The sequence below is a fragment of the Kitasatospora aureofaciens genome (assembly GCF_001188955.3).
GTDB classification, from domain to species: Bacteria; Actinomycetota; Actinomycetes; order Streptomycetales; family Streptomycetaceae; genus Kitasatospora; species Kitasatospora aureofaciens.
This window is the reverse complement of sequence record NZ_JPRF03000016.1, coordinates 36,664-63,008: the sequence shown is the minus strand read 5'-3', so window position 1 is coordinate 63,008 and position 26,345 is coordinate 36,664. Positions and strand designations below refer to the sequence as shown.

The 26,345-nt window shown below is 74.4% G+C and carries 23 protein-coding genes; 16 read left to right on the top strand and 7 right to left on the bottom strand.

Annotation, left to right across the window (positions count from 1 at the left end; translation table 11 throughout):
* Positions 1–42 precede the first annotated feature (42 nt).
* Positions 43–366, bottom strand: coding sequence for a hypothetical protein (locus tag HS99_RS09220; RefSeq protein ID WP_030288470.1), 324 nt, complete (start codon positions 364–366; stop codon positions 43–45).
* A 249-nt stretch (positions 367–615) separates the two neighbouring features.
* On the opposite strand from HS99_RS09220, the gene HS99_RS09215 reads away from it, so the two are divergent.
* From HS99_RS09215 to HS99_RS09185, 7 genes are all read left to right on the top strand, one after another.
* Complete coding sequence (locus HS99_RS09215; protein ID WP_043389063.1) at positions 616–2,520, top strand: ATP-binding protein; 1,905 nt, start codon at positions 616–618, stop codon at positions 2,518–2,520.
* A gap of 73 nt (positions 2,521–2,593) precedes the next feature.
* Positions 2,594–4,951, top strand: a complete 2,358-nt coding sequence (locus HS99_RS09210; protein WP_030555031.1) for a nitrogen regulation protein NR(II) — start codon at positions 2,594–2,596, stop codon at positions 4,949–4,951.
* 543 nt (positions 4,952–5,494) lie between these two features.
* Complete coding sequence (locus HS99_RS09205; RefSeq protein ID WP_370863232.1) at positions 5,495–7,234, top strand: threonine/serine exporter family protein; 1,740 nt, start codon at positions 5,495–5,497, stop codon at positions 7,232–7,234.
* Positions 7,235–7,319: 85 nt separating this feature from the next.
* A complete protein-coding gene (locus HS99_RS09200; protein WP_198429381.1) occupies positions 7,320–8,405 on the top strand; it encodes a hypothetical protein in 1,086 nt (361 codons plus the stop codon).
* A gap of 243 nt (positions 8,406–8,648) precedes the next feature.
* Complete coding sequence (locus HS99_RS09195; protein WP_051835591.1) at positions 8,649–9,995, top strand: C40 family peptidase; 1,347 nt, start codon at positions 8,649–8,651, stop codon at positions 9,993–9,995.
* Positions 9,996–10,287: 292 nt separating this feature from the next.
* Positions 10,288–10,824: a GNAT family N-acetyltransferase gene (locus tag HS99_RS09190; RefSeq protein WP_030555039.1), complete on the top strand. Its 537-nt coding sequence runs from the start codon at positions 10,288–10,290 to the stop codon at positions 10,822–10,824.
* Between the two features lie 40 nt (positions 10,825–10,864).
* Positions 10,865–12,145: a GNAT family N-acetyltransferase gene (locus tag HS99_RS09185; RefSeq protein WP_046386116.1), complete on the top strand. Its 1,281-nt coding sequence runs from the start codon at positions 10,865–10,867 to the stop codon at positions 12,143–12,145.
* A 99-nt stretch (positions 12,146–12,244) separates the two neighbouring features.
* Here HS99_RS09185 and HS99_RS09180 read toward each other — a convergent pair whose 3' ends face one another.
* Together HS99_RS09180 and HS99_RS44710 are read right to left on the bottom strand one after the other, a co-directional pair.
* Positions 12,245–13,045 (bottom strand): TetR/AcrR family transcriptional regulator, encoded by an 801-nt coding sequence (locus tag HS99_RS09180; RefSeq protein WP_223886040.1) that lies wholly within the window; start codon positions 13,043–13,045, stop codon positions 12,245–12,247.
* Between the two features lie 9 nt (positions 13,046–13,054).
* Positions 13,055–13,204: a hypothetical protein gene (locus HS99_RS44710; protein ID WP_157846604.1), complete on the bottom strand. Its 150-nt coding sequence runs from the start codon at positions 13,202–13,204 to the stop codon at positions 13,055–13,057.
* 32 nt (positions 13,205–13,236) lie between these two features.
* Between HS99_RS44710 and HS99_RS09175 the strand changes: the two genes are divergently transcribed.
* The gene (locus HS99_RS09175; protein ID WP_046386115.1) at positions 13,237–13,815 is read left to right on the top strand and encodes a GNAT family N-acetyltransferase; all 579 of its coding nucleotides are present in this window, start codon (positions 13,237–13,239) and stop codon (positions 13,813–13,815) included.
* Between the two features lie 73 nt (positions 13,816–13,888).
* Here the strand turns inward: HS99_RS09175 and HS99_RS09170 are convergent, their stop codons facing one another.
* Together HS99_RS09170 and HS99_RS09165 are read right to left on the bottom strand one after the other, a co-directional pair.
* The gene (locus HS99_RS09170; RefSeq protein WP_030288491.1) at positions 13,889–14,368 is read right to left on the bottom strand and encodes a macro domain-containing protein; all 480 of its coding nucleotides are present in this window, start codon (positions 14,366–14,368) and stop codon (positions 13,889–13,891) included.
* Between the two features lie 9 nt (positions 14,369–14,377).
* Complete coding sequence (locus HS99_RS09165) at positions 14,378–15,634, bottom strand: MFS transporter (protein ID WP_030288493.1); 1,257 nt, start codon at positions 15,632–15,634, stop codon at positions 14,378–14,380.
* Between the two features lie 116 nt (positions 15,635–15,750).
* On the opposite strand from HS99_RS09165, the gene HS99_RS09160 reads away from it, so the two are divergent.
* Positions 15,751–16,764 (top strand): LysR family transcriptional regulator, encoded by a 1,014-nt coding sequence (locus tag HS99_RS09160; RefSeq protein ID WP_037830829.1) that lies wholly within the window; start codon positions 15,751–15,753, stop codon positions 16,762–16,764.
* A 72-nt stretch (positions 16,765–16,836) separates the two neighbouring features.
* Here HS99_RS09160 and HS99_RS09155 read toward each other — a convergent pair whose 3' ends face one another.
* A complete protein-coding gene (locus HS99_RS09155) occupies positions 16,837–17,442 on the bottom strand; it encodes a YceI family protein (RefSeq protein ID WP_030288499.1) in 606 nt (201 codons plus the stop codon).
* A gap of 225 nt (positions 17,443–17,667) precedes the next feature.
* Here HS99_RS09155 and HS99_RS09150 point away from each other — a divergent pair, with 225 nt between their 5' ends.
* The 7 genes from HS99_RS09150 (at position 17,668) to HS99_RS09120 (ending at position 24,555) form a co-directional block, all read left to right on the top strand.
* The gene (locus tag HS99_RS09150) at positions 17,668–20,832 is read left to right on the top strand and encodes a DEAD/DEAH box helicase (protein ID WP_030288501.1); all 3,165 of its coding nucleotides are present in this window, start codon (positions 17,668–17,670) and stop codon (positions 20,830–20,832) included.
* Complete coding sequence (locus HS99_RS09145; protein WP_030288503.1) at positions 20,829–21,017, top strand: hypothetical protein; 189 nt, start codon at positions 20,829–20,831, stop codon at positions 21,015–21,017. The genes HS99_RS09150 and HS99_RS09145 overlap by 4 nt, the downstream gene beginning before the upstream one ends.
* 115 nt (positions 21,018–21,132) lie before the next feature.
* Positions 21,133–21,939, top strand: coding sequence for an RNA polymerase sigma factor SigJ (gene sigJ / locus HS99_RS09140; RefSeq protein ID WP_046387333.1), 807 nt, complete (start codon positions 21,133–21,135; stop codon positions 21,937–21,939).
* 34 nt (positions 21,940–21,973) lie between these two features.
* Complete coding sequence (locus HS99_RS09135; protein ID WP_030555045.1) at positions 21,974–23,059, top strand: DNA polymerase III subunit beta family protein; 1,086 nt, start codon at positions 21,974–21,976, stop codon at positions 23,057–23,059.
* Between the two features lie 102 nt (positions 23,060–23,161).
* Positions 23,162–23,569 carry a helix-turn-helix domain-containing protein gene (locus tag HS99_RS09130; protein ID WP_046387331.1) on the top strand — a complete coding sequence of 136 codons (408 nt, stop codon included), beginning with the start codon at positions 23,162–23,164 and terminating at the stop codon, positions 23,567–23,569.
* Positions 23,570–23,571: 2 nt separating this feature from the next.
* On the top strand, positions 23,572–24,084 hold the full coding sequence (locus HS99_RS09125) for a hypothetical protein (RefSeq protein ID WP_046387330.1): 513 nt from the start codon (positions 23,572–23,574) through the stop codon (positions 24,082–24,084).
* A 120-nt stretch (positions 24,085–24,204) separates the two neighbouring features.
* The gene (locus HS99_RS09120) at positions 24,205–24,555 is read left to right on the top strand and encodes a DUF2516 family protein (RefSeq protein WP_046387329.1); all 351 of its coding nucleotides are present in this window, start codon (positions 24,205–24,207) and stop codon (positions 24,553–24,555) included.
* A 76-nt stretch (positions 24,556–24,631) separates the two neighbouring features.
* Here the strand turns inward: HS99_RS09120 and HS99_RS09115 are convergent, their stop codons facing one another.
* Positions 24,632–26,146, bottom strand: coding sequence for a PP2C family protein-serine/threonine phosphatase (locus tag HS99_RS09115; RefSeq protein WP_030555047.1), 1,515 nt, complete (start codon positions 26,144–26,146; stop codon positions 24,632–24,634).
* Positions 26,147–26,345: the final 199 nt, after the last annotated feature.

Below are 26,345 nucleotides of genomic sequence, written 5' to 3'. Positions count from 1 at the left end.
TCGGGGGAGGCGGACACCCGGCCCCGGGGGCGGGAGGGCGGTCTAGTGGAGGACGTGCGGGTAGGAGACCCGGGCGCCGACGTTCCCGTTGCCCTGCAGGGCGCCGATGCTGCCGCCGTTGCCGGTCACGGCGAGGCCGTTGTTCTGGTTGCTCGCCCCCGAACCGGTGGCCGTCTGCTGGGTGTTGGCCACGTTCCCGGCGACCGTGCCGATGACGTTGCCGGAACCGGCGTCGCTCACGACGCTGCTGTTGGAGTGGTCGTTCGCGCCGGCGCCGTTGTCGGCGTGCGCGGTGGTGGCACCGACACCGACGAGGAGGAACGCCCCGAGGGCGGTGACGGCGGCGGCTGCGCGGATGCGGGACACGCTGGGCTCCTGGACTGGAAGTGCGAATGTGGCGCGGTCCGGAGTGGCCGCCCCGGAGCACCGTTGCCTGACGTCGCGTGATCAGCCTTCACCAGCGCCGTGGACGAACTCCACCAAACGGGTGGCATTTCCCTCGATAGTGGGGGATCGGTCAATTCGGAGCTGACCAGAATCCGTCATTTCAGCGGTGCGGGCTGATGCAGAGAAAGAAATGGTCGGCAGATTGTCGCACTGGCACACTGGGGACCCATGTCTGAAGGTGCCACGACCGAGCCCACCCCCGCCGAGAACCTGCGCACCACCGAGGTCGACCTCGGCGGCCTGGTGAACGTCCTCGCCACCCATCTCTACTCCACCCCGCTGGTCGCCCTGCGCGAACTGGTCCAGAACGCCCACGACTCGCACACCCGCCGGCTCCTGGAGGACCCGGACGGCGAGCACCGGCCGCTGATCCGGGTACGCGCCGACGCCGCACGGCGGACCGTCGCCATCGAGGACACCGGGGCCGGCCTCACCGAACCGGAGATCCACGCCTACCTCGCCACCGTCGGCACCGGCTACACCCGGATGCTGCGCGAACTCACCGGCAACCAGGAGCTGATCGGTGCCTTCGGCCTGGGCTTCCTCTCCGCCTTCTCGGTCGCCGACGAGGTGACCGTCACCACCACCTCGCACCGCGAGCCGCAGCTCGGCCACCGCTACCGCAGCCGCGGCGGCGAGCACTACCAGGTCGAGCCGGTGCCCGCCCGCCCGCAGCCCGGCACCGTGGTCGAGCTGGCGCTCAAGGCCGAGCACGCCCACCTCGCCGACGAGCACGCGCTGCGCGAAGTCCTCGGCCGCTACTGCGTGCTGCTGCCCATCCCGGTCTTCGTCGGCGAGGACGAGCAGCCCGTCAACGCCGTCCAGGTGCCCTGGCGCCAACAAGTGGCGGGCGACCGGCACGCCGCCCGGATGCGCTTCGCCACCGCCTTCGGCCGCCGCTTCGAACCGCTCACCGCCTTCCCGGTCGGCCCGTCCGAGGGCGCCACCGACGCCGTCGGGCTGCTCTGGGTCCAGGACGGCGGCACCTACGGCAGCAGCGACAACCGCGACCTCGCCGTCTACCTGCGCGGCATGCTGCTCGCCGAGGACGCCCGCGACCTGCTGCCCAGCTGGGCCGGGTTCATCGGCGGGGTGATCGAGTCCAACCGGCTCACCCCCACCGCCAGCCGCGAGAACCTCCAGCGCGACGACCACTACCGCGCGCTGCAGCAGGTCCTCGCCGACGCCGTCGTGGACGGCCTCTACGAGACGGCCCGGCTGCGGCCCGCCGCCTGGCGCCGGATCCTCACCCGGCACGGCCAGGACCTGCTCGGCGCGGCGCTCTGCGACGAGCGGCTGTTCACCCTGCTCGCCGACGACGTCCCGGTGCCCACCTCGCAGGGTGACCTCACCGCGGGCGGGCTGCGGGCGGCCGGCGGAGGAGCCGTGCACGTCGCGCTCGGCAGCGGCGGCGGCTTCGAGGAGATGCTGTACCGGGCGATGCGGGTGCCGATCGCCCGCGGCGACCGCTACGCCGTCCTGCCGTTCCTGCGCCGCTACGCCCAGCTGCGCGGCTGCCGTCTGGTCGAGCTGGGCAGCGAGCAGGGCAACCGCGAGCTGTTCCGCGACCCGGAGCGCCCGCTGCCGCCCGAGGAGTCGGCCTGGCTGGCCGGCGCCCTCGCCGACCCGGGCGAGCAGCTCGTCCCGGCCCGCTTCGACCCGCCCGGCCTGCCGCTGGTCCTGGTGCCGGACCGCGAGGCCGAACTGAAGGCCCGGATCGAGGACGACCAGGCCGAGACCCGGATCCCGTCCGCCGCGCTGCGGCTGGCCCGGGCGTTCACCGCCCGCACCGACGGCGAGGTCAGGGCCCGGCTCTACCTCAACCTGGCCTGCCCGGCCGTCCAGGACCTGCTCGCCGCCTACCGCGCCGGGCACACCGGCAGCGCCACCGCGGCCGGACTGCTCCGCTCGCTCAAGGTGATCATGGCGGCGGCCTCGACCGGCCCCGCCGAGGGCGACCTCGGCGCCGCGCTGGCCGGCGTCGGCACCGCCGTCTCCGCCCTGACCGCCGCCGTCCCGGCCGGCCTGCCGGACGTCCCGGACAGCCCCGGCGACCTCCGGGAACAGGCGTGACCGACCGCCCGGCGGACGGATTGTCAGTGGCCCGCGGTAGACAACTCATCAGCACGACGCAGGGGGAACGGACATGACCACCGACATCTGGGCCTGGGTGCGCGACACCCACCAGCAGCTGCACGCGGCCGGCCACCGGCGGCTGGCCGACGCCATGTACGAGCTGCCGGAGCACGCGACCGAGGGGCGCAACGAGCAGCTCGACGCGGTCTACCCGGAGGCCGTCGCCTCCGCCCGGGCCCTCGGCCTGCCCTGGGTCGAGGTCTACCTGCGGCACTGGCGGATGCAGAACCTGCTGAACAAGCGGCAGCAGGGCGAGTCCGTCCTGCCCGAGGTGGTCGACCTGCTGGACTTCGCTCACCGGGAGGAGACGGCCGGCTGCCCGCAGTCCGTCTGCGTGGTGCAGGACTTCGCGATCTGCCACGCCCGGGTCGACGGCCCCGGGTACGTGCGGGAGCGCCTCGACGTGGTCGGCGAGACGCTGGACCGGATCGAGCCCGGCCGCGCCTGCTTCGACTGCCTCTCCCGCGAGTACGCCGACGCCCTGGAGGACGACGGCCGGCCCGCCGACGCCCTCGCCCACCTGGACACCGCCGCCGCCCGGATGCGGAACGCGGGCCAGCAGGTCTCGCTCCGCTTCCACCGCGCCCGGGCCGGCACCCTGCACCTGCTGGGGCGGCACGAGGAGGTGCTCGCCCTGCTGGACACCGCCGACCGGGCGGCCAGGGCCCGGGGCGAGGAGCTCGACGAGAGCGACCGGCGCTCGGGCGCCGTGCAGCGGGCCCGCGCGCTCGCCTCGCTCGGGCGCACCGAGGAGGCGCTCGCCCTGCTGCCCGAGCGGGCCGAGGCCGAGCGGCACGCAGACCTGCGCCAGAGCTGGACGGAGACGGTCGAGCTGCTGATCGCGGCCGGTGCATGGGAGAACGACGCCGAGCTGGGCGCCGTGCTGGCCGGCTGGGTCGGCTACCTGGACGGCACCGGCTCCCACCGCCCCTGCGTGGACCTGCTGCTGGCGGCCGGTCGGCTGGCGCTCGCCCGCGGCGCCCGTACGGTGGCGCTCACGCTCGCGGCCACCGGGGAGCGTAAGCTCGCCCAGTTGCGCCGCACCGCCGGCGTGGCCGAGCAGGTCGCAGCCCTGCGCGCGGCCGCCGAGGCACTGCCGGTGCCCGAGCTGCCCGTCCCGCCGGGCGAACTGACGGCACACCTGGCCGAGGCCCGGGTGCCCTTCGAGACCGGCGCCGACCTGCTCTCCGTCGCCCTGGACCGGTACCGGGGTGAGCAGGCCGGCGCCACCGACCTGGCCGTGCTGCTGGCCAACGTGCTCGGTGGCCTCGGCCACGCCCGGGCCGCCGCCGAGCTGCTCTGGCAGCGGCTGGACGCCGACCCGGGCAGCGAGCAGCTGACCGGCACGCTCGGTCAGGCCCTGATCGAGGCCCGGGACGCCGAGGGCGTGCGCCGCCTCGCCGACCGGCTGGCCGCGACCAGCCCGGCCGACGGGCACTGGATACGCGCCCGCTGGGCCGCCGCCGAGGAGCGTTGGGCCGAGGTGCTGGAGCAGTGCGAGGCGATCCTGGCGCTGGAGGCGAGCCGGATCAACACCCGGCGGCTGGCCGCCGCCGCCGCGACCGAGCTGGGCGACCACGCCACCGCCCAGCGCCTCTACCAGGAGCTGCTGGAACACGCCCTGCCCGCCGAGGAGGCGGGGGAGGACGAACTCCACCGGACGGTCCAGGAACCCGACCTCTGGCACCTGATCACCGCGGCCACCGCCAACCGGGACTGGGCCGTGGTCCGCTCCACCGGCGCGCGCATCGGCATCGAGTTCGACGAGCCCGACGGCCCGGTGGACGAGGAGTGGCAGCTGATCAACGTCCGCGCCACCCGCGCCAACGGCACCAGGGCCGACCTGCCCGCCGTCCGGACGGGCCCGGCCACCGCCCGGATCCTGCCGGTGCTCGGCGCGGACCTGACGCTCAACCACGGTGACGTGGTGGTCTTCGCCCCGGCCCTGCTGGAGCGCCCGCCGGCGGAGGACGCCGCCGAGGAGGAGCGGGAGGAGTGGCGCCCCACCTTCGGGCTGCTGACCCTGCTCGACCCGGCCGGCTACACCACCTACTGGATCGACGGCGTCCGGCCGGGGGACGAGGCCTGGGCCGCGTTCCGGGACGCGCTGCGGGCGGCCGGCTACGCGGTCTGGGTGTACAGCGGGGAGCAGTACCGGCTCTCGGACCCGGAGCGGGAGGACGGCGACCTGCCCGGCGTCTATGCCGCCCTCGGCCTCCCGCCGACCGCCTCGGCCGAGCGCGCCGACGCGCTGCTGCACGACCTGACGGCCGGCTGGGAGCACCCGGTGACCTGGCTCGACCTGGCCGACGCGGCGGGGGCGGACCTCCGACGGCACACCGAGATCATCGAGCGCTACGACATCTGAGCCGCAGGCGGTCCGGTTCCCCGGCCCGGTCGGCCCCGCGCGGCGGGCCGGGGAACCATTCCGGATCCGGGCGAGTCTTTTCAACGGACCAGGTCGGCTACCTGTTCGGGTACTTCCCCCGGGCGGATCCCCTTCGTCCGGGACACCGTCGCGGCCGTCCTGGTCGGCATCGCGCTGGTCTCGGGGATCCCGGTGGCGGTCGAGCTGCTCCGGGCCCGCCGCTCCGGCGCGGAGCACGCCGCCCGTTCACCGCGCCGGGTAGGCGCCCGGGCCCGCCGCCGCGGGACGTCTCGTACATGTGCGTCCAGCTGTTCGATCAGGCAAGGTGTAACCCGAGATCGAACGGTGGCCGGCGGCCACCAGGGGCGGCAAGGAGCGGAAGTGCCTAAGCGGGGCCGACCGGGTGCGGGCAAGCGGGCGAGGGGAGGCCGGGCGGTCCGCCAGGTGGGGCAGACACCTCCCCGGCCTGTGCACCCCGCCGAGGCGCCGCCCACCGAAGGCCTGCTCGGTCACCCCGCGCCGCCCGTCGAGCCCACCATCGAGGTGCCGCTGGCCCCACCGGTCCCGGAGACCAGGGGCCTGCTGGCCCCCGAACCGGAGCCCGCGTCCGAGCCGCGGGTCGAACCGCAGCCCGGGCCGTCGCCGGAGCCGCCGCTGGAGCCGCACCCCGAACTGACCGTCGACCTGCGCCCCCGGGACGCGGCTCCCCAGGACACGGCCCCTGGGCGCCCGGCCGCCGAGCGCCCGGGCCGCCGTCGTTCGGTCGCCGAGGACACCCTCACCCCCGAGGAGTGGCGCGCGGCCGGCTACACCCCGCCCACCGGCATCCCGGTCCCCGAGCTGACCGTCGGCGCCCCCGGGGAGGTGCCCTGGCCGGACCGGATGCGCACCCTGCTGCGCACCCCGATGTCCGAGCGCCCCGCCTTCGAGCGCACCGCCCGCGAGATGCACCCCTCCGCGGGCACTGCCCGCAACGTCCCGCGCATCCTCGACCTGACGCTGCGCATCGGCGAACTGCTGCTGGCCAGCGGCGAGGCCGCCGAGGACGTCGAGGCGGCCATGCTCGGCATCGCGCACGCCTACCGGCTGGACCGCTGCGAGCCGCAGGTGACCTTCACCCTGATCGGCATCTCGCACCAGCCCTCGCTGGTCGAGCCGCCGGTCACCGCCGACCGCGTGGTGCGCCGCCGGACCTCCGACTACACCCGGCTGAACGCGGTCTACGAGCTGGTGGCCGACATCACCGCGGAGAAGGTGACGGTCAACGACGCCTACCGCCGGCTGGCCCTGATCCGCCGCAACCGGCACCCCTACCCGGCCTGGCTGCTCGCCCTGACCACCGGTCTGCTGGCCGGCGCGGCGACCTTCCTGGTCGGCGGGCGGCTCGACGACAAGGCCTGGCTGGTCTTCGGCAGCGCCTTCGTCGCGGCCGTCCTCGGCGACCGGCTGGCCTCCGCGCTGGCCCGGCGCCGGCTGCCGGAGTTCTACCAGTTCGTGGCGGCCGCGATGCCGGCCGCCGCCTCGGGCATCATCCTGTCCTTCAATGACTGGGGCCTGCGCGGCTCGGTGGTGATCACCGGCGGCCTGTTCGCCCTGCTCCCCGGGCGCGCCCTGGTCGCCGCCGTCCAGGACGGCCTGACCGGCTTCTACATCACCGCTGCGGCCCGGCTGCTGGAAGTGATCTACCTGGTCGCGGGCATCGTGATCGGCGTGATCATGATCCTCTACCTGGGCGTCGGCTTCGAGGCGAGGCTCAAGCCGGACGAGAGCCTGGTGGGCATCAGCTACCCGCCGGTGCAGATGGTCGCCGCGATGGTGCTGACCCTGGCCTTCGCGATGCTGCTGCAGACCGACCGCCGCACCCTCGCGCTGGTCACCCTCAACAGCGGCATCGGCTGGGCCAGCTACGGCGCGCTGGTGTACAACGCGCACGTCAACCCGATCGCCGCGACCGGGGTGGCGGCCGGACTGGTCGGCCTGTTCGGCCAGCTGATGGCGCGCTACCGCAACGGCTCGGCGCTGCCGTACGTGACCGCCGCGATCGGCCCGCTGATGCCGGGTTCGGCGCTCTACCTCGGGATGCTCGCCTTCGCCCAGGGGCACTCCAGCACCGGCCTGGTGTCGGTGTTCCGGGCGGCGGCGATCGCGATGGCGCTGGCGATCGGGGTGAATCTTGGTGGTGAGATCGCCCGGCTGTTCCTGAAACTGCCGGTGGGCGCCGAGCTGCCCTCGCTCTACCCGGCGGTGCCGCGCCGGGCGGCCAAGCGCACCCGGGGGTTCTGACCGGGGCCGGCGCATTCGGGCCGGCACTGGTTTCGGGCCATGTCACGGCAGGCAGGACGCAGCACCAGGAACGAAGGTAAGACCCATGTCGACACTGCTGGACAGCTACCGCGAGCACATCGTCAACGCGCAGAAGCAACCGCTGTTCCTGCTGCTGGTCGGCTTCATCACCTCCTTCGTCTTCATCCGGTTCAGCGTGCGGATGATCCGCGCCCAGGTGCGCTGGTGGCCGGGCAACGTCACCCCCGGTGGCCTCCACATCCACCACATGGTGTTCGGCCTGGGCTTCCTGCTGGTCGGCGGCATGGGGGTGTTCGCCGCCTACGGCACGCCCCCGTGGATCGACTGGTTCGGGCTGCTCTTCGGCATCGGCTGCGGCCTGGTGCTGGACGAGTTCGCGCTGATCCTGCACCTGGACGACGTGTACTGGAGCGAACAGGGCCGCAAGTCGGTGGACGCCGTGATCTTCGGCATCCTGTTCACCGGCCTGCTGCTGATCGGGTACGTGCCGTTCGGCGCGCTGCCCGGCGAGGACACCCGCTGGGGCCTGATCACCGTGATCTCGGTGAACGCGCTGGCCTCGGTGATCACCCTGTTCAAGGGCAAGGTGTGGACCGGCCTGCTCGGGATCATGGTCCCCGGCCTGTCCTGGATCGGCGCGATCCGGCTGGCCCGCCCGAGCAGTCCGTGGGCTCGCTGGCGGTACACCACGCGCTCCCGCCGCCGGGCGCGTGCGCTCCGACGCGAACGTCTGCTGCACCGGCGTGCGGACCGTGCCCGCACCTGGCTCTTCGACCTGATCGCCGGCGCGCCCGACAAGGTGCCCGCCAACCATCCGGCCGCCCACCGGGTCGCCGAGCGGATGGCCGCGCGGGCCTCCGCCCACCTCGACGCGCACGCCGCCCGGGCGCTGGCCCGCCGCCAGGCGCGGCTGGCCGACCGCCGTTTTGCGGCGGTGGCCGGGTCGGCGGCGCACCAGCCCGCGGTGCACCCGCAGCCGGTGGAGGTGGCCGTCGGCAGCGTCCCGGGCCGCTCGGCCGCGGCGCAGCAGCGCCGCCGTACGATCCGTGCCGGGCGCAACCGGACGTACGGGGTCGGCCCGGCCGGGGCGGAGCGCCGGCCCGGGCGGCATCCCCACCTGCGGACGAGGACCCGCCGGATCCACCGGTAGTTCGTATGCCCCGTGCGCCGGACCGGAGTTGGTGCCTGGTCGGATCATCGGATGGTCACCCGGTCGGTGGAGCGCGTTCGCGGTGTGAACGGCGCCGGAGTTGAGAACATGAGCGACGAATGACCGTTCTGTCACGTGATGGGATGATTCGTCGGACCTCCCGCTGTTGCCCGGCCGCCGCCCGCCCGCGCGCAGCTCGGCATCCGCCGCCGTCCCCTCCGGACCCGTGAGAAGGGATGTCTCGTGGCGCGCAGGATCCTGCCGACCCTCCTGTTGTCCCTCACCGCCCTGCTCGGGCTGCTCCCCGCCGCCCAGGCCGACCCGGCGGACCCCGACCCGGCGACCGGCCGGCCACCGGGCGGTCAGCCGTCGGAAGTCCGGTCCCCGTCCGTCCGGTCCCCGGCTGGGCAGGCCCCGGCCGGGCAGCCCCCGGTCGGCCAGGACCCGTACCCGTCCACCGAGGAGATCGACCGCTCCCGCACCGAGGCCGACGGCAACGCCGTCTCCGCGGCCGCACTGGAAGCGGCGCTCACCGCCGCCCGGGCCGAACTCGACCGGGCCGGCCGCAGCGCCGAACAGGCCGTCGAGGCATACAACGGCGCCCGGCTCGCCCTCACCCGGGCCCGCACCGAGGAGACCGCCGCCAACCGGCGCGCGGCCGCCGCCGAGACCGAGCGCTCCGAGGCCGCCGAGGACGCGGCCCGGCTCGCCGCCGAGACGTACCGCCAGGGCGCGGGCGCCGAACTGTCCGCCCTCAACGCCCTGCTCGGCGCCCACGGCCCGCGCGAGGCCGGCGACCGCGCCGCCGCGGTCGGCGTGGTCAGCGAGCGCACCCGGCAGATCCTGGACGCCGCCACCTCCACGGCCGCCGCCGCCCGCAGTGCCTCCGCCGCCGCCCGCACCGCCACCGAGGCCGCGGAGAAGGCCGCCGCCGAGGTCGGCGCGGCGAGGACCAGGGCGCAGCAGCGGCTCGCCGCCCAGCAGGGCGAGGTCGCCGCCGCCGACCGGCGCCGGGAGCGGCTGCTCGCCGAGCTGGCCGCGGCCCGGAACACCACGGTCGAGCTGGAGCGCGAACGCCGCGAGGCACTGGAGGCGATCGCCGCCCGGGAAGCGGAGGCGGGGGCGGCCGCCCGCGCCTCCGCCGAGCAGGCCGCCCGGGATGCCGAAACGGCCGCGGCCGCCGCCAGGGCCCAGGCGGTACTGCCCGAGCCTCGCCCCTGGTCGGCCGAGGGCGCGGCCGCCGCCGTGGCCTTCGCCAAGTCCAAGATCGGCCTGCCCTACGTCTGGGGCGGCGAGGGGCAGGAGGGCTACGACTGCTCCGGGCTGACCATGATGGCCTGGCGTGAGGGCGGCAAGCAGCTCAACCACTTCGCGGCCGACCAGTACGCCCAGTCCACCCCGATCGGCTACGGCCAACTGCGCCCCGGTGACCTGGTCTTCTGGACCGACACCGGCCGCGCCGCCGACATCCACCACGTCGGCCTCTACATCGGCGACGACCAGATGATCGAGGCCCCACGGGTCGGCATGCCGGTCAAGCAGGCCAGCCTCTGGATCATGGGCATCCCGGACTACTACGCCCGGCCCTAGCCAGGGCCCGGGAGCCGACCGGCCCGCGCTCACGGCCGGCCGGTCGGCTCCCGGACGGGGGGAGCGTGACCACGTCCTTCGCCTCCCGCGCCGGCTCCGGGGCGGGGGTGACCAGGGCGTCGGCCTGGAGGAGGGTCGGCGCGAGGTGCTCGGCGGCGGGGGTGTCGGGGTGGCCGGGCTGCTCGGCTCGCCGTCGTGCCCGAGCCGGCACGGGAGATGTCGGACCGGCTCCCGCGCCGATGTCGGTGGCCCGCGTTAGCGTGGCCGCTCCGAACACTTCTGAGGAGGCGTCGTGCACCTGCGGAACGTCGAACCGGGCGACGCCGAGGCGTACGTCCGGATGCGCTGTGACGAGGGGATGATGGCCGAGCTGGGCGGCCCGCTGCCCCGGGAGAAGGTGGAGGCGCGGCTGCGCAAGGACCTCGCCCTGGTGGCGGCGGACAGCGCCTGGATCAAGGTGATCGTGCCGGACGGCGACGCCGGGCCGGGCGGGGCGGCCGGTCTGGTCACGCTCTGGCAGGACGAGGAGGACGGCGTCACCGTCTCCGAGATCGGCTGGATGGTGCTGCCCGGGTTCCAGGGCCGCGGTCTCGCCAAGGCGGCGGTGCGGCAGGTGCTGGACGCCGCCGCGGCGGACGGCCGCTGGGGCGAGGTGCACGCCAACCCGGGGGTGACCAACGGCCCGTCCAACGGGATCTGCCGTGCGCTCGGCTTCCGGCTGCTCGGCCAGCGGGACCTCGACTTCGCGGACCGGATCCTGCGCACCAACCACTGGGTCGTGACGCCCGGGCGGCACGACGGAGCGCGGGCCGGGTCGGGCACCGAATAATTCGAATGACGCCCCAGGTCGGCGGCCGTACGGTGGCTCGATGGGCAAGAGCATCGATGACACGGCCGTCGACACCGTGAACGGGGTCCAGGTCAGGGCCGTCTCCGTGGACGAAGTGGAGGAGTGGAACCGGGCGCTCAACTTCGGCTTCCTGCGGCCGCACGCGGGCGTCGCGCCGGACCTGCGCCGTCGGCAGTGGCAGCCGGGCCGGATGGTGGCCGGCTTCGACGGCGAGCGCCAGATCGCCACCTTCCGCAGCTTCGACGTCGAACTGACCGTCCCGGGCGGGGCCGTGGTCACGGCCGACGCGATCACCAACGTCACGGTCAGCTCCACCCACCGCCGCCGGGGCGTGCTCAGCGCGATGATGCGCCGGGACCTCGCCTCCGCCGCCGAGCGTGGCTGCGCGGTCGCCATCCTGGCCGCCGCCGAGTACAACATCTACGGCCGTTTCGGCTTCGGCCCCGCCACGTGGGGCTCCGGCTGGCGCATCGACCTGGGGCGCACCAGCGGTCTGCGCGAGGGCCTGCCCGGCGTGCCCGGCGGCCGGATCGACTTCGTGACGCTCGCGGAGCAGCGCGAGCTCGGCGCCGAGCTGTACGACCGCTGGAGGCTCACCCAGCCGGGCGCGATCGCCCGTGACGGGATCTGGTGGGAGCGCAACACCAATGTGATCCAGGTGCCGGGCGACAGCTTCAAGGAGCCGTTCGCCGCCGTCCACCGGGACGCCGACGGCGGGGTCACCGGGATGGTGGTCTACCGGATCGACAACAAGTGGGAGGGCGCCCTCCCCGCCGGCACGCTCACCGTGCACGACTTCCTCGCCCTCGACCTGCCGACCGCCGTCGAGCTGTGGCGCCTGGTGCTGTCCGTCGACTGGGTGCGCAAGGTGGTGGTCCAGGGCGTCTCCCCGGACGACCCGCTGCCGCTGCTGCTCCAGGACCCGCGCGCGGCCGTCCCGGACGAGGCGAACGCCGACCTCATGTGGCTGCGGCTGCTGGACGTCGGGGCCGCCTTCGGCGCCAGGACGTACGGCGCCGCGGGCCGGGTCGTGCTGGAGGTCGAGGACCGGCTCGGCTACGCCTCCGGCCGTTTCGCGATCGAGGTCGCCGAGGACGGCACCGGCCGCTGCACCCGCACCACCGACGACGCCGATCTCGCCCTGGGCGCCGGCGCGTTGGGCTCGCTCTACCTGGGTTCCGAGACGGCCCCGAGGCTGGCTGCGGCCGGACTGCTCACCGAACTGCGCCCGGGCGCGGCGGCCGCCGCCGATCTGCTGCTGCGTACCCCGCTGCGGGCCTGGACGCCGACCGAGTTCTGAGCCGCCGGCGACCACGGCGGAGGCCGGCGACCACGGCGGAGGCCGGCCCGCGGATCGCGGGCCGGCCTCCGGGGTTCCACAAGTCCTGCGAGCCGCGGTCTACTTCACCGCGGTCTTCCCGATGGTGGGGAGGATGAAGTCCTGGATCAGCCCCTTGGCGTCCCGCACGATGGGCCGGAACACCCGGTAGCGCGACAGGTTGATCAACCGGGCGGCCATCGGCGTCGAGCGCCGGACGAACTCCCTGGTCCGCTCGGTGTCCTCGGTCCGGTCGAAGACCCAGTAGAGCACCACGACCATCAGGTTCAGCCAGAGCACGTCGGGCAGCAGCTCGACCAGTTCGGCGTCCAGCTTCGGCGCCAGGTCGGAGCCCTGGAGGACGTCGCGGAACAGTTCGACGGCCGTCGCCCGAGCGGGGTGGGACTCGTTGGAGAACGGGCTCAGCGAACTGGTCGGGTCGGCCGCCGTGCGGAAGAACTGGGCGGCGAACTCGTGGTACGGCGCGGCCGTGTCGAGCCAGGAGGTCAGCGCGATCTGGAGCCGCTCGGAGAAGTCCCGGGTGTGGGCCATGCGGCGCCTGGCGTCGGCCGCGTGGTCGTGGGTCATCCGGTCGTAGAACCCCTGGATCAGGAATTCCTTCGCGGAGAAGTAGTAGTAGGCGTTGCCGACCGACACGCCCGCCTCGGTGGCGATGGCGCGCATCGTGGTCTTCTCGTAGCCCCGCTCCTGGAACAGCCGCATGGCCGTCTCCAGGATCAGCGCCCGGGTCGCCTCGCTCTTGTCTGTCTTGGGCTGGGCCCGGCCGCCGGGCATGGGCCCGCCGTCCGTGCCGGGTGCGGCCGAGGCGTCGGCCGCACCCTTCCCGCCGTCCGTTCGGTTCGTCGCTGCCAGGTCGTCCACGGGCAGAGCCTAACCGGAGACGACGCTCCACCCGGTGTCGGTGCTGTCGGTGCTCGCGGCACCGGATGCCCCCTCCGCACCCGGTGCCACGCCCACCGCCCCCATCTTTTCGAACGCGTTCAAAAGCTCGGCAGAACTGTAGGCGTTGAGGTTGAACATGTTCAACTCCATCTCTGTGGGAGGCTCGTCACATGACCGGATCAGGGCGGATCACCATTCGGCACGGCGGAGAGCGGGATGCCGTGCACGTCGCGGACCTGCACACCGAGAGTTGGTGCACCAGCTACCGCGGGATCGTCCCCGACGAAGCGATCGGGGACGGACTGGCCGTCCAGCGGCGCGAGCTGTGGGAGCTGCGCCTGACGGTCGACTACGGGACGCCGGAGAACACGCCCGTGTTGCTGATCGCCGAACGGGCCGGGGAACCGGCCGGGTTCGTCTACCTGGTGCCGCAGCCCGACGGCGGGGTGCTGGTGGACAACCTGCACGTCCGCCCGGGCCTCACCGGCGGTGGGATCGGCCGGGAGCTGCTGGCGGCAGCCCGCGCCGAGGTCGCCGCGCGGTACCCCGGTGCCGACCTGTACCTGGAGGTGCTGAGCGCCAACACCCGCGCGATCGCCTTCTACGAGCGGGAGGGCGGTGTGCGGATCAGGGCGCAGGAAGGGGAGTTCCCGGGCGGGTACCTGCTGCCCGAGTACGTGTACGCCTGGCCGGCCGGGCCCGGGTCAGCGCCCGGCGCCGCCACGGCCGACTCGGCTCGACCGGCTTGACCGACTCAGCCGACCTGACCGGCTCAACTCGACCGACTCGACCAACTCGACCGACTCGACCGGTTCGGCCGGGTCAGTCGACGTCGTAGACCGTCACCGGCACGCCGCGCGCCGTCAGCCGGTCCGCTATCAGCGGCGCGACCTTCGACCAGCGCCCGCCCGCCAGTCCGCAGCCGATCCGCGGCATGTGGACGGAGGCGCCGAGTTCGAGCGCGTGCTCGGCGAGCGCGGCCAGCCCGGTGTCGATGGCCTCGTACCGCACCGGCACGCCGGTGGAGCGCCCGGTCCGGATGCCGCGCTGGCCGACCAGGTTGGCCACCCAGACGTACGGCTCGACCTGCACCATTTGCAGGGCGCCGAGGCCGAAGTCGTTCTTCGCCCGCTCCCGGTGCCAGCGTCGGAACGCGGCCTCGGGCTCGGGCCAGCGTCTGGAGAGCGCGAGCACGAAGCCCTTTCCCCAGCCGCCCAGATCGTTGCAGACGTGCGCGATCACCTTCACGCCCTTGCCACGGGGCGTGGTGGCATCGCCTCGGACGTAGGTGATTTCCGCCATGCCTAGAAGTTAGACGGAGGCACTGACAACCCGCTCGGCATTTTCCCGCACCCCCGCCGCGCGCAGGTGGCGCCGCCCGGCCAGGGCGATCAGCAGGGCGAGCGCGGCCGCTCCGGCGGGCAGGACGTAGCCGGTGCCGGGCGCGGCGTGCTCGGCGACCGTTCCGGCGAGCGCGGCCCCGGCCGAGATGCCGACCACGATGCCGGACACCGCCACCGCCATCCCCTCGTTGAACTGCCGCTGCGGCAGCAGCTCCTGAACCAGCGTCATGCCGGTCACCATGGTCGGCGCGGTGGCCGTGCCGGCCGCGAACAGCACCGCGCCGAGCACCGCGAGCCCGGCTCCGCCCAGCCCGGCGGCGAGCGGCAGCAGCAGGACCCCGGCCATCGCGGCGGCCCCGACCAGGAAGCGCACCCCGGGCGCCCGACGCGGCGTCAGCAGGCCGAACACCAGCCCCGCCACGCAGGACCCGGCCGCGACCAGGGCCAGCAGCGCACCGGCCGCGGCCTTGTGGCCGAGCGAGTCCGCATAGGCGACGGTGGTGATCTCGGTCGCGCCGAAGACCGTGCCGGTGGCGAGGAAGGTCAGCACCAGCACCCGCAGCCCGGGTACCCGCAGCGGGGAGCCGTGCCGCTGACCGGCGGGTACACCGACGGGCAGCGGCGGTTCGGTGCGCCGCTGGGCGGCGAACAGCAGGGCGCCGGTGGTGCCGAGGGTTCCGGAGGCGAGCAGCCCGGCCTCCGGGGCGAGCGTGGTGCAGAGCAGCATCGCGAGCACCGGACCGGCCATGAAGCAGAGTTCGTCCATCGCCTGTTCGAAGGAGTTGGCCAGGTGCCGGGCGGCCTGGTCGTCCCGGTACAGGTGCGCCCAGCGGGCCCGGGCCATGCCGCCGAGGTTCGGCGCGGCCGCGCAGGCGGTCCAGCAGGCGTACAGCGTCCAGTCCGGTGCGCCGAGCCGTACGCAGAGCAGCAGGGCGAAGAGCGGTACGGCGTTGTACAGCGCGGCCGGAACCGCGACCCGCGACTGGCCGTACCGGTCCACCAGGCGCCCGAGCAGCGGCATCCCGAGCGCGCCGGTGACCAGCCCGGCCGCCGAGACCGTCCCGGCCAGCGCGTAGGACCCGCGCCGTTCCGCGAGCAGCACCACCAGCGAGACGCCGTTCATGGACAGCGCGAGCCGACCGAGCAGCCCGGCCAGGGTGAAGGCGGTGGCGCCGGGGGCGGCGAACAGCCGGCGGTAGGAGGCGAGGAGGGCGCGCGGGGGCAAACGGGCTCCTGGGGCACGGGGCGGGAGGGGATGCCCCAAGCCTCGCCGTGTCGGCGGGCGGGCGTCCAACACCTGTTTCGCCACTCCCACAACACCTTGTTGTTAATCTCTCGCCCATGCCCCGTGACCTGCACCCCCGTCTGCTCCGCGGCTTCGTCGCGACCGCCGAGACCCTGCACTTCGGCCGGGCCGCCGAGCGGCTGTACGTCGCCCAGCAGGCACTGAGCCGCGACGTCCGCACCCTGGAGGGGCTGCTCGGCGACACGCTGTTCGTCCGCACCACCCGCAGCGTCGAACTGACCCCGGCCGGGCAGCGGCTGCTGCCCAGGGCGCGCCGGCTGCTCGCGCTGCACGACGAGATCCTCGCCGAGGCGGGCACCGGCGCCGGCGCCGCCGCCCGGCCGCTGCTGCTCGACCTCAACAGCGACGTCACCGGTCCGGACCTCACCGCCGACCGGGTGCTCCAACGGGCCCGCGCCGCCTGGCCGGAGGGCGAGCTGCTGGCCCGGTTCCACGGCGGCCTGGCCGCGGCCGCGGCCGAACTGCTGGCGCACCGGCTGGACGCCTCGTTCGGCCGCTTCGCCGGCCTGTCCGCCCCGGTGCGCGGCCAACTCGCCCAGCTGCCGGTGCGGTTGGAGCGGATCTCGGTGATGATGGCGGACACCCACCCGCTGGCCCGCCGCCCGGCGCTGCGGCCGGCCGAACTGGCCGGGCACCCCGTCGACATCTGCGCGGGCAACCCGGCGACCACCGAGTGGGCCGACCTCGGCGCCCGGCTGCTGCGCGAGCACGGGCTGGCCGCGGCCGAGCCGTACGTCCCGCCGGTCGGCCTGGACGAGACCGCCCGCTACCTGGCCCGGCACGGCGACCCGATGCTGACCACGGTCGGTGGGCCGAAGATCCCGGGGTCGGTGAACGTGCCGCTGGTGGAGCCGGTGCCGCTGTGCCTGGTGAGCCTGGTGCACCGGCCCGGCGAGCGTCACCCGGGGCTGCGTGCGTTGGCCGCCGCCGCGAGTGAACTCGGTACGGCCGAGAGCTGGTTGAGCCGCCCGGCGGGCAGCTGGCTGCCAGCGGCGGACGCGGAACTGGTCGCCGCCGCGCAGAACACCGCCCCTGCCTCGGGGGGATAGGCAGGGGCGGTGGGCTCGGTGGGCTCGGTGGGCTCGGCGACGGCACGGGCCGCCGGGCCGGGGACGGCCGGTTCAGGCCGCCTTGACGGCGGAGATGTCGAAGCTGAGCTTGACCTTCTCGCCGATCAGCACGCCGCCGGTCTCCAGGGCGGCGTTGTAGGTCAGGCCGAAGTCGGTACGGTCCACGACCGCCTTGCCCTCGAAGCCGACCCGCTCGGCGCCGTAGGCGTCCGTGGCGCTGCCGGTGTACTCCAGGTCCAGGACGACCGGGCGGGTGGTGTCCTTGATGGTGAGCTCGCCGTTCATCCGGTAGGAGTCCTCGCCGACCGCCTCGGTGGAGATGCTGCGGAAGCGGATCTCCGGGTAGGTCTCGGCGGCGAAGAAGTCGCCGGTGCGCAGGTGCTCGTCGCGCTGGGCCTGGTTGGTGTCGATGCTGGCGACCTTGATCACCAGATCGGCCGAGGAGTTGCCCGGCGTGGCGCCGTCCAGGTGCAGCTTGCCGTCGTACTCCGTGAAGCGGCCCTTGACGTTGGTGACCATCGCGTGGCGGACCGAGAAGCCGATCTCGCTGTGCATGGCGTCGACGGTCCAGTCGCCGGTCAGGTGCGACAGATCCGGGCCGGCCGGGGCCTGGACAGTGGCGGTGGTGGCGGTCTTGGTGCGGTTGAACAGGCCCATGGCTCCTCCTCGGGTTCGAAGCCAATTGTTTAGGCTTCAACTTCTTGGCTCCAGCGTACGACGCTTTCGTTCAAGTTTCAACCATGCGCCCGGAGCCTCCTTCCGAAGCGTTCCTCCGAAGCCTTCTTCCGGACCCCCGAACGGCCCGGTGCCCGGGCCGACGGGCACTGTCGGACCACCCGACTAGGCTGCGAAGGACAGTCCGATCCCCCCGGAAGGCCCCGCATGTTCGTCCTGCACGCGCTCTGGCGGGCGGACGGACGGCTGGCCCTCTGGGCCGAGGACGCCCGCGCCCACCCCGGCGCCGGCGAACCCCGGCCCGACCGGCCCGCCCCGCGCGCCCACCCCTTCGCCTGCCCGGCCGGGAGCCTGGCCGCCGTCCTCGGCGGCATCGGGCCCGGGCTCGGCTGGCTCGCCGCACAGGCCCCCGAACGCTGGGCCACCCTCCTGCTGCCCACCGTCGGCACCCTGCCCGCCCCCTCGCCCGACCTGCCGGTCACCCCGCCGCGCGGCGGTGCCGTCCTCGCCCCCTGGCGGGTGCCCGCGCTCCTCTTCGACGCCGGAGCCGCCGCCCAGCTGCTCGGCGAGGTCCACGACCCGCACTGGGCCGTCACCGACACCGACCTGCCCGGCACCGGCCGGGTCGAGGTGGTCTACGGCCCCTCGCTGCGCTGGCTCACCGGGGTGCACGACCTCGCCTGGCGCACGGTCGGCCGGGGCCGGGTGCTGCCGCTGCCCGTCCTGGCCGACGGCCGTCCACAGGCCCGCTGGCGGCCCGATCCCACCCCGGCCGGGCGCCACGAGGCCGCCGCACTCGCGGCGGGCTGCCCGCCCGTACTGCTCGGTGAGTGGCCCACCGGCGCGACCACCGGGGAGGCGCTGCTCGACGCCGCCCTGGCCGCCCTGGTGGACGCCGAGGCCCGCGCCGCACTGGCCGACACGCCCTTCCCCGATTCCGGCGGGACGGCCGCCGACCGCTGGCTGCACGCCCTCACCACCCCTTCCGGCGAGGTCGACGCCCCGCCCCGGGACGTCGCCGAACTGCGCCGCCGGATCGCCGACTGGTACGCCACCGCCGAGCCCGCCGACCCCGCGCTGCGGCTCTGCTTCCGGCTGGTCGAACCGCTCGGCCCCGCCGACGACGGCCCCGGGGGCCGCCCCTCCGACGACGCCTGGCACCTGGAGTTCCTGCTCCAGGCCGTCGACGAGCCGTCCCTGCTGGTCCGCGCCGCCGACCTGCACGAGGGCGGCGCGGCGTACGCCGCACTCGCCCGCAGGACCACGCAGGGGCCGCCCGCGGCTCCGACGGACGAGCCCGCCGGCCCGGCCGAGGTCCTGGCCGCCGAACTCGGCCGCGCCGCCCACCGCTGGCCGGTCCTGGACGGACTGCGCCACCGCACCCGCCCGTCCGCCCTGCCGCTCGACCGGACCGGTGCCCTCGACTTCCTGCGCACCGCCGCGCCCGCCCTCGCCGAGGCCGGTTTCGGTGTGTTGCTGCCCGCCTGGTGGCGCCGCCGCCCCCGGCTCGGACTCGCCCTGCGCGCCACCACCCCGCCCGCGCCCGGCACCCTCGCCGTCACCAGCCAGGTCGACCGGGACGCCGTCGTCGCCTTCCGCTGGCAGGCCGCGCTCGGCCCGGACGGCACTCCGCTCACCGAGCAGGAACTCGCCGAACTGGCCGCCGCCAAACAGGGGTTGGTGCGGGTCCGGGGCACCTGGCTGGAGGCCGACCCGGCCCAGATCGCCGCCGCGCTCGCCTTCCTCACCGAGCAGCGCGACGGCCTGCTGGTCGCCGCCGACCTGCTGCGGCTCGCCCTCGACCCCGACGCGACGGTCGCCGGGCTGCCGGTCACCGGCGTCCGGGTGGACGGCCCGCTCGGCGACCTGCTCGCCGGCGGTGCCGGTGCCGCCCCCGAGGACCGGCCGCCGCCACCGGACTTCCGGGCCGAACTGCGGCCCTACCAGCGGCGCGGGCTCGCGTGGCTCAGGACCATGTCCGGCCTCGGCCTCGGCGCCGTCCTGGCCGACGACATGGGCCTCGGCAAAACCGTCCAGACCCTCGCCCTGCTCGCCGCCGAGAAGCACGACGGCGAAGCCGGCCCCACCCTCCTCGTCTGCCCGATGTCCCTGGTCGGCAACTGGCAGCGCGAGGCGGAACGCTTCGCCCCCGCCCTGCGCCGCCACGTCCACCACGGTGCCGGCCGCCTCGACGCCGGGCAACTCGCCGACGCGGTCGGGGGAGTGGACCTGGTCATCACCACCTACGGACTGGTCCAGCGCGACCTCGCCGCACTGCGCGCGATCCGCTGGCGCCGGGTGGTCGCCGACGAGGCGCAGCACATCAAGAACAGCGGCACCGCCCAGTCCCGGGCGATCCGCGCGCTGCCCGTCACCCGGCACCGGATCGCCCTCACCGGCACCCCGGTGGAGAACCGGCTCGCCGAACTCCACGCCGTACTGGACTTCGCCAACCCCGGACTGCTCGGCCCGGCCGAGCGCTTCAAGGAGCGCTACGCGATCCCGGTCGAAGTCCACCGCAACCCCGGGCGGACCGCCGAACTCCGGCGCCGCACCGCCCCGTTCGTGCTGCGCCGGCTCAAGTCGGATCCGGCGGTGGCGGCCGAGCTGCCCGCCAAGCAGGAGATGACCGTCTGGTGCAACCTCACCGCCGAACAGGCCGGCCTCTACCAGGCGGTGGTCGCCGACCTGCTGCAGCGGGTCGAGGGCATCCGGGGCGTGGAGCGGCGCGGCACGGTGCTGGCGGCGATCGGCAAGCTCAAGCAGGTCTGCAACCACCCGGCCCAACTGCTGCACGACGGTTCGCCGTTGGGCGAGCGCTCGGGCAAGGTCGCCCGGCTCGCCGAACTGCTGGAGGAGGCGCTGGCCGAGGGCGACCGCACCCTGGTCTTCACCCAGTACGCCGAGTTCGGCACGATGCTCCGCCCGTACCTGGAACGCCGACTCGGCGAGGAGGTGCTGTACCTGCACGGGGGCGTTCCGCGTGGCCGCCGCGAGGAGCTCGTCCGGCGCTTCCAGTCCCCGGACGGCCCAGGGGTGTTCCTGCTCTCGCTGCGGGCCGGCGGCACCGGCCTCAACCTGACCGCCGCCAACCAGGTGATCCACCTGGACCGTTGGTGGAACCCGGCGGTCGAGGAGCAGGCCACCGACCGCGCCTTCCGGATCGGCCAGCGCCGCGACGTCCAGGTCCGCCGGCTGGTCTGCGTCGGCACCGTCGAGGAGCGGATCGACGAACTCCTCACCGCCAAGCGCTCGTTGGCCGACACCGTGGTGGGCGCGGGGGAGCAGTGGCTCACCGACCTGCCGGTCGAGGCGCTGCGTGAACTGGTCGCCCTCACCCGCGAGGACGCCGTGGCCGAGGAGGACGCGTGACGGAACGGCCGAAGCCTGAGACGGTCAACGTCGCCGCCTACTGGCGCGGCGACTTCACCCTGAAGACCCCCGACGAGGAACCGGCCGAACCCTCGCTGAACCGCCTCGGCCGCTCCGGCATCACCGTCCACGGCCGTGACCTCGCCGCCCTCCTGGCCCCCGCCTACGACACCTTCCGTTCCTAGGGGCCGTCCCGCCCCGCTACCGTGCGGTAGCGTCCCGACCGTGACCGACACCCCCGACACCTGGCTCGCCGACTTCGAACGACACCGGCGGACGGTCTTCGGCATCGCCTACCGGATGCTCGGCAGCGTCGCCGACGCCGAGGACCTCGTCCAGGACACCTGGCTGCGCTGGAGTCAGGTCACCGGCCCGGTCGCCAGCCCCGGCGGCTACCTGGCGCGTACGGTCACCAACCTCGCCCTCAACCGCCTCGACTCCGCCGCCGTCCGCCGCGAGTCCTACGTCGGCCCCTGGCTGCCCGAGCCGCTGGTCACCGAGCCGGACGCGACCGACGGCGTCGAGCGTGCCGAGACCGTCTCGCTGGCCTTGCTGGTGGTGCTGGAGAGCCTCTCCCCGCTGGAACGGGCGGTGTTCGTCCTCAAGGAGGCCTTCGGTTTCTCCTACCAGGAGATCGCCGAGGCACTGGACCGCACCGAGACCGCCTGCCGCCAGGTCGGCAGCCGGGCCAGGGCGCACGTGCGCGCCCGCCGCCCCCGCTTCGACGCCCCGCCGGAGCTGCGCCGCCGGGCCACCGACGAGTTCCTGGCGGCGTGCGTCGGCGGCGACCTCAACCGGGTGCTCGCCCTGCTCGCCCCCGACGTCACCACCTGGAGCGACGGCGGCGGCGTGATCACCGCGGCGGTGCGGCCGGTCACCGGCGCCGACAACGTGGCCCGCTTCCTGCTCGGCCTGCTCCGCAAGCTGGGCGATGGCGTGGGCGCCCGACCGGTCCTGGTCAACGGCCAGCCCGGCCTGCTGATCACCGTCGACGGCGCCGTCGACTCCGTCTCGGTGCTCGACTTCACCGAAGGACCGGACGGCTCCCTCCTGGTCTCCGAGATCCGGGCCGTCCGCAACCCGCACAAGCTCGCCCACCTCGCTTGACCCTCGACCAGGTCGAGCCCCGAGAGTCACCGGCATGGAGAGCGAGCTGCACAGCATCGGCGAACTGGCCCGCGCCAGCGGCCTGGGCGTCGGCACCCTGCGCTACTACGACGGCGCCGAGGTGCTCACCCCCGCCTGGGTCGATCCGCAGACCGGCTACCGCTGGTACCGGCCCGCCCAACTCGCCGACGCCCGCCTGCTGGCCCGGCTGCGCCGGGTCGGCCTGCCGTTGACGGCGATCCGCGCGGTCCTCGCCGCCGTCCCCGGCAGCGGCGAGGCCGAGCGCGTCCTCGACGCCCACCTGCGCCGGCTGGAGGACGGCCTGTCCGACGCCCGCCGCGAACTCTCCCTGATCCGCACAACGATCGAGCAGAGGGAGCACCCGATGACCACCACCCCCGCCGAGCTGCGCCTCACCGTCCGCGCCGACGGCCTGGCCGCCGCCCTGGACGCGGTCCGCTTCGCGGTCTGCGGCGACCCGGAACTGCCCTCTCTCGCCGGAGTGCTCTTCGAACCCGACGGTCCGGTCCTGCGCCTGGTCGCCACCGACCGTTACCGGATGGCCCTGGCCGAGCTGCCCGCCCTCGGGGCGCCCCAGCAGCCCACCGCCGGCAGCACCGTCCCGACCGCCCTGGTCGACGCCCTGCGCGCACTCCTGCCCACCGGCCCGACCGAGATCGCCCTCACCCTGGGCGCCGGCACCTTCCGCGCCGAAACCCCCGACCACCGCGTCGAGGGCACCACGGTCGACCTCGACTACCCCGACCACCGCACCCTGACCCGGCTCGACCCCCGGCACCGGATCACCCTCCCCGCCGCCGAACTGCGCGCCGCCGTCGAAGCCGGCGCCACCTGCACCCTCCCCTCCGGCCCGCACGGCGCCGACTGCCAGGTCACCCTCCTCACCCTCACCGAGGACGGCCACCTCACCGTCGCCGACGACCCCGCCCCCGAGGACTTCCAGGTGGCCGTCAACCGCGACTTCCTCCTCGACGCCCTGCGCGCCGGCCACCCCGGACAACTCCTCCTCGAACTCGGCGGCCCCATCGCCCCCCTGGCCATCCGCACCCCCGGCCGAACCGGCACCTTCTCCGTCCTGATGCCGGTCCGCCTGCCCTGAAGTCACCGGAACGCCCGATCGGGGTCACCCGGTCGGCGCGCCGCGTTTGCTCCCGCTAACACCGTGCTTGCAATTGCAAGCAGGGTGTTGCACGCTGTCCCCATGGCCTCCCTGAACGTCGGCTCCCTCGGCGAGTACATCCGCGAGCAGCGCCGCAACGCGCAGTACTCACTGCGCCAGCTGGCGGAGGCCGCCGGCGTGTCCAACCCCTACCTCAGCCAGATCGAGCGAGGGTTGCGCAAGCCGAGCGCGGAGATCCTGCAGCAGATCGCGAAGGCGCTGCGGATCTCGGCGGAGACGCTGTACGTCCAGGCCGGGATCCTGGAGGAGCGGCGGGGTGAGGGCCTGGAGCTCCGGGCGTCGATCCTGGCCGATCCGCTGATCAACGAGCAGCAGAAGCAGGCGCTGCTCGCGGTCTACGACGCCTTCCTCAAGGAGAACGCCGCTTCGGGGTCCACCCCGATGACCGACGGCGCGGCCACCCAGCACACCCCCCTGGAGGACCGGTAACCATGCCGATCACCGACGACATCAAGAAGACCCTCACCGACCCGACCCCGCTCTACGCCCTGGCCGGTGCCGGGGACCTCGCGTACGAGAAGCTGCGCGAGGTGCCGGGCCGGGTCGAGGCGCTGGCGGCCGACCGCCAGGCCGCACAGGACAGGGCGACCGCCCGGCTGCACGAGGCGCAGGAGCTGCTGGCCGGAGCACCGGCCAAGGTCAGCGAGGCCGTCACCGCCTTCCCCACGGACCTCAAGGTCCTGCAGGAGCGGGCCCAGGACTTCGCCCTCCAGCAGGTGGCCCGTGCGCTGGAGTTGGCCGTCCGGGCCAAGGAGACGTACGACGAGCTGGCCGAGCGCGGCAAGGTCGTCGTGGACAAGGCCCGCCCCCAGAACACCCCGGACACCGAGGCCGTGGACTCCGCGGACGAGCCCGTCCGGGGCGAACTGGTGGACGACGCCGAGGCTCCGGCGCCGCAGAAGTCCGCCAAGGCCCGGAAGGGCGGCGCCGACGCCTCGGAGTGACCGGCCCCGCCCGGCCGGGGCACATCCGGTGACGGTGGGACGTTCACACGTGCGGGTGGCCGCCGTGCCAGGATGGGCGGCGGCCGGGGTGCAGCAAGCCGAGAGACGTAGGAGACCGCGATGACCGGAGTGTTCCAGATCCTGGCCTTTTCCTACCTGAACCCGTTCTGGTGGATGGCCGTCGCCATTCTGGGCTACAAGTTCTTCGCGCTGGTCGACGCGGCCACCCGCCGGGAGGACGCCTACCGGGCGGCGGACAAGAAGACCAAGGGGTTCTGGCTGGCTGTGCTCGGGATCAGCTTCGGCTGGGACCTGCTGTTCGGCGCGAACTTCCTCGGCAGCATCGGCACCCTGGCCGGCCTGGTCGCCTCGATCGTCTACGTGGTGGACGTCCGCCCCGCGATCCGGGCCCTGACCGGCGGCAGCGGCCGGGGCGGCCGGAGCAACACCGGCCCGTACGGCCCCTGGTAGCGAACCCGGCGGAACGAGACCGCAGCCCGGGCAGGTGAACTCCCTGCCCGGGCTGCGTCCTTTCCTGCGGCTGGGCTCAGCCGAGCAGTAGTTGCACCGGATTGCGTTCCAGCAGCAGCACCGCGACGTCGTCGGTCAGCGCGCCGCCGTTGAGTTCCTCGACCTCGGCGATCGCACTGTCGACCAGCCGGCCCCGGGTGAGCCCGGCGGACTGGTGGTCGGCGACCAGGTCGGCCAGCCCGTCCTGGCCGAGGCGCCGCGACCCGGCCCCGACCCGGCCCTCGATCAGCCCGTCGGTGTAGAGCAACAGCCGCCAGCCGGGCTGGAGTTCGACCTCGTGGGCGGGCCAGGCGGCCTGCCCGTCGTGGCACGGCAGCAGGCCGAGCGCGGGCCCCGCAAACTCGGAGGGCAGGGTGACCGGGGGGTGGTCGCGCCCGAGGAGCAGCGGCGCCGGGTGTCCGGCGAGGTAGAGCCGGGCCCGCTCGGGGGTACCGGCCGAGTCGAGGCCGGCGACGGCGGCGCCGGGTTCGATGACGAGCATGCAGAGCGTGGCGAAGATCTCGTCGCTGCGCCGTTCGTGCTCCAGCACGTGCTGGAGGGTGGTGAGCAGGGTTTCGCCGGTGAGGCCGGCGAAGACCAGGGTGCGCCACGCTATCCGGAGCGCGACACCGAGCGCGGCCTCGTCCGGGCCGTGGCCGCAGACGTCGCCGATCACGACGTGGACGGTGCCGTCGTCGGTGCGCACGGCGTCGTAGAAGTCGCCGCCGAGCAGGGCGCGGCGGCGGCCGGGGCGGTAGCGGCGGGTGAAGGAGAGCCCGGCGCCGTCCAGCAGCGGGGTGGGCAGCAGGTGGCGCTGCAGCCGGGCGTTCTCCTGGCCCCGCAATTCGGCCTCGACCAGGCGGCGCTGGGACTCGTCGGCGCGCTTGCGTTCGACGGCGTAGCGCAGTGCGCGGGCCAGCAGCGGGCCGTCCGTCTCGTGCTTGAGCAGGAAGTCCTGGGCGCCCGCGGCGACGGCGGCCGCGCCGAGTTCGGCCCCGGCGGCGTCGGTGAGCACGACCACGGGGATGTGCGGGGCGCGGCGGAGCAGTTCGTGCAGGCCTTCCAGGCCGTCCGAGGCGTCGGAGGGGTGCGGCAGGTCGGCCGGGGAGGCCAAGTCGAGCAGCACGCAGCCGAAGTCGTTGCCGCGGGAGCGCCCGCGCCGGGTGGCGGGGAAGGCCTGGGCGAGCAGCTGGGTGGCCTGTTCGAGGCCGCGGGCCCAGTGGATCTCGATGGAGGTGCCGCTGTCGGCGACCGCCGCCTTGATCAACTGGGCGTCCGAGGCGTCGTCCTCGATGACCAGCAGCCGCAGTGGCGTGCTGCCGTCGGCGGGCCCGTCACCGGCCGCCGGAACGCTTCCCGCCTCGACGAGGTGCGCGGGGTGGCGGGTGCCGTGCGCGGTCCGGACCGGCTGCGAGCGGGGGTGGGGTATCGGGGGAGTGGCCGTGGCCGGGCCGGTCGTCGGGCGGTTGCGGGCATGGCCGACCGGGGCGCCGTCATGGGCGCCCGGCAGGTCCGCGGCACCAGGTGCCCGCCCGTCTCCCGTTGCGGGCATCGGTGGTTCCTCCCTTTCCCCGACTGCGTAACGGCCGGAGTCCGTCCGCAGTGCCCGCCTGGCACCGTGCGTCGGGGAACTTCTCGCGACCATAACGTGATCTCCGGGGATTTCTCTGGCCGACCGGCGCCGTTGTGGTTATTGCCACGCCGGTGGCGGTGCGGTGATCGGATTCGGACGACGGCTCGGATCCCGGCCC

Excerpts from the sequence above, each read along its gene's own strand:
- HS99_RS09215 (WP_043389063.1), top strand. The coding sequence starts at position 616 with ATGTCTGAAGGTGCCACGACCGAGCCCACCCCCGCCGAGAACCTGCGC.
- HS99_RS09210 (WP_030555031.1), top strand. The coding sequence starts at position 2,594 with ATGACCACCGACATCTGGGCCTGGGTGCGCGACACCCACCAGCAGCTG.
- HS99_RS09200 (WP_198429381.1), top strand. The coding sequence starts at position 7,320 with ATGTCGACACTGCTGGACAGCTACCGCGAGCACATCGTCAACGCGCAG.
- HS99_RS09185 (WP_046386116.1), top strand. The coding sequence starts at position 10,865 with ATGGGCAAGAGCATCGATGACACGGCCGTCGACACCGTGAACGGGGTC.
- HS99_RS44710 (WP_157846604.1), bottom strand. The coding sequence starts at position 13,204 with ATGTTCAACCTCAACGCCTACAGTTCTGCCGAGCTTTTGAACGCGTTC.
- HS99_RS09175 (WP_046386115.1), top strand. The coding sequence starts at position 13,237 with ATGACCGGATCAGGGCGGATCACCATTCGGCACGGCGGAGAGCGGGAT.
- HS99_RS09170 (WP_030288491.1), bottom strand. The coding sequence starts at position 14,368 with ATGGCGGAAATCACCTACGTCCGAGGCGATGCCACCACGCCCCGTGGC.
- HS99_RS09160 (WP_037830829.1), top strand. The coding sequence starts at position 15,751 with ATGCCCCGTGACCTGCACCCCCGTCTGCTCCGCGGCTTCGTCGCGACC.
- HS99_RS09155 (WP_030288499.1), bottom strand. The coding sequence starts at position 17,442 with ATGGGCCTGTTCAACCGCACCAAGACCGCCACCACCGCCACTGTCCAG.
- HS99_RS09150 (WP_030288501.1), top strand. The coding sequence starts at position 17,668 with ATGTTCGTCCTGCACGCGCTCTGGCGGGCGGACGGACGGCTGGCCCTC.
- sigJ (WP_046387333.1), top strand. The coding sequence starts at position 21,133 with ATGCTCGGCAGCGTCGCCGACGCCGAGGACCTCGTCCAGGACACCTGG.
- HS99_RS09135 (WP_030555045.1), top strand. The coding sequence starts at position 21,974 with ATGGAGAGCGAGCTGCACAGCATCGGCGAACTGGCCCGCGCCAGCGGC.
- HS99_RS09130 (WP_046387331.1), top strand. The coding sequence starts at position 23,162 with ATGGCCTCCCTGAACGTCGGCTCCCTCGGCGAGTACATCCGCGAGCAG.
- HS99_RS09125 (WP_046387330.1), top strand. The coding sequence starts at position 23,572 with ATGCCGATCACCGACGACATCAAGAAGACCCTCACCGACCCGACCCCG.
- HS99_RS09120 (WP_046387329.1), top strand. The coding sequence starts at position 24,205 with ATGACCGGAGTGTTCCAGATCCTGGCCTTTTCCTACCTGAACCCGTTC.
- HS99_RS09115 (WP_030555047.1), bottom strand. The coding sequence starts at position 26,146 with ATGCCCGCAACGGGAGACGGGCGGGCACCTGGTGCCGCGGACCTGCCG.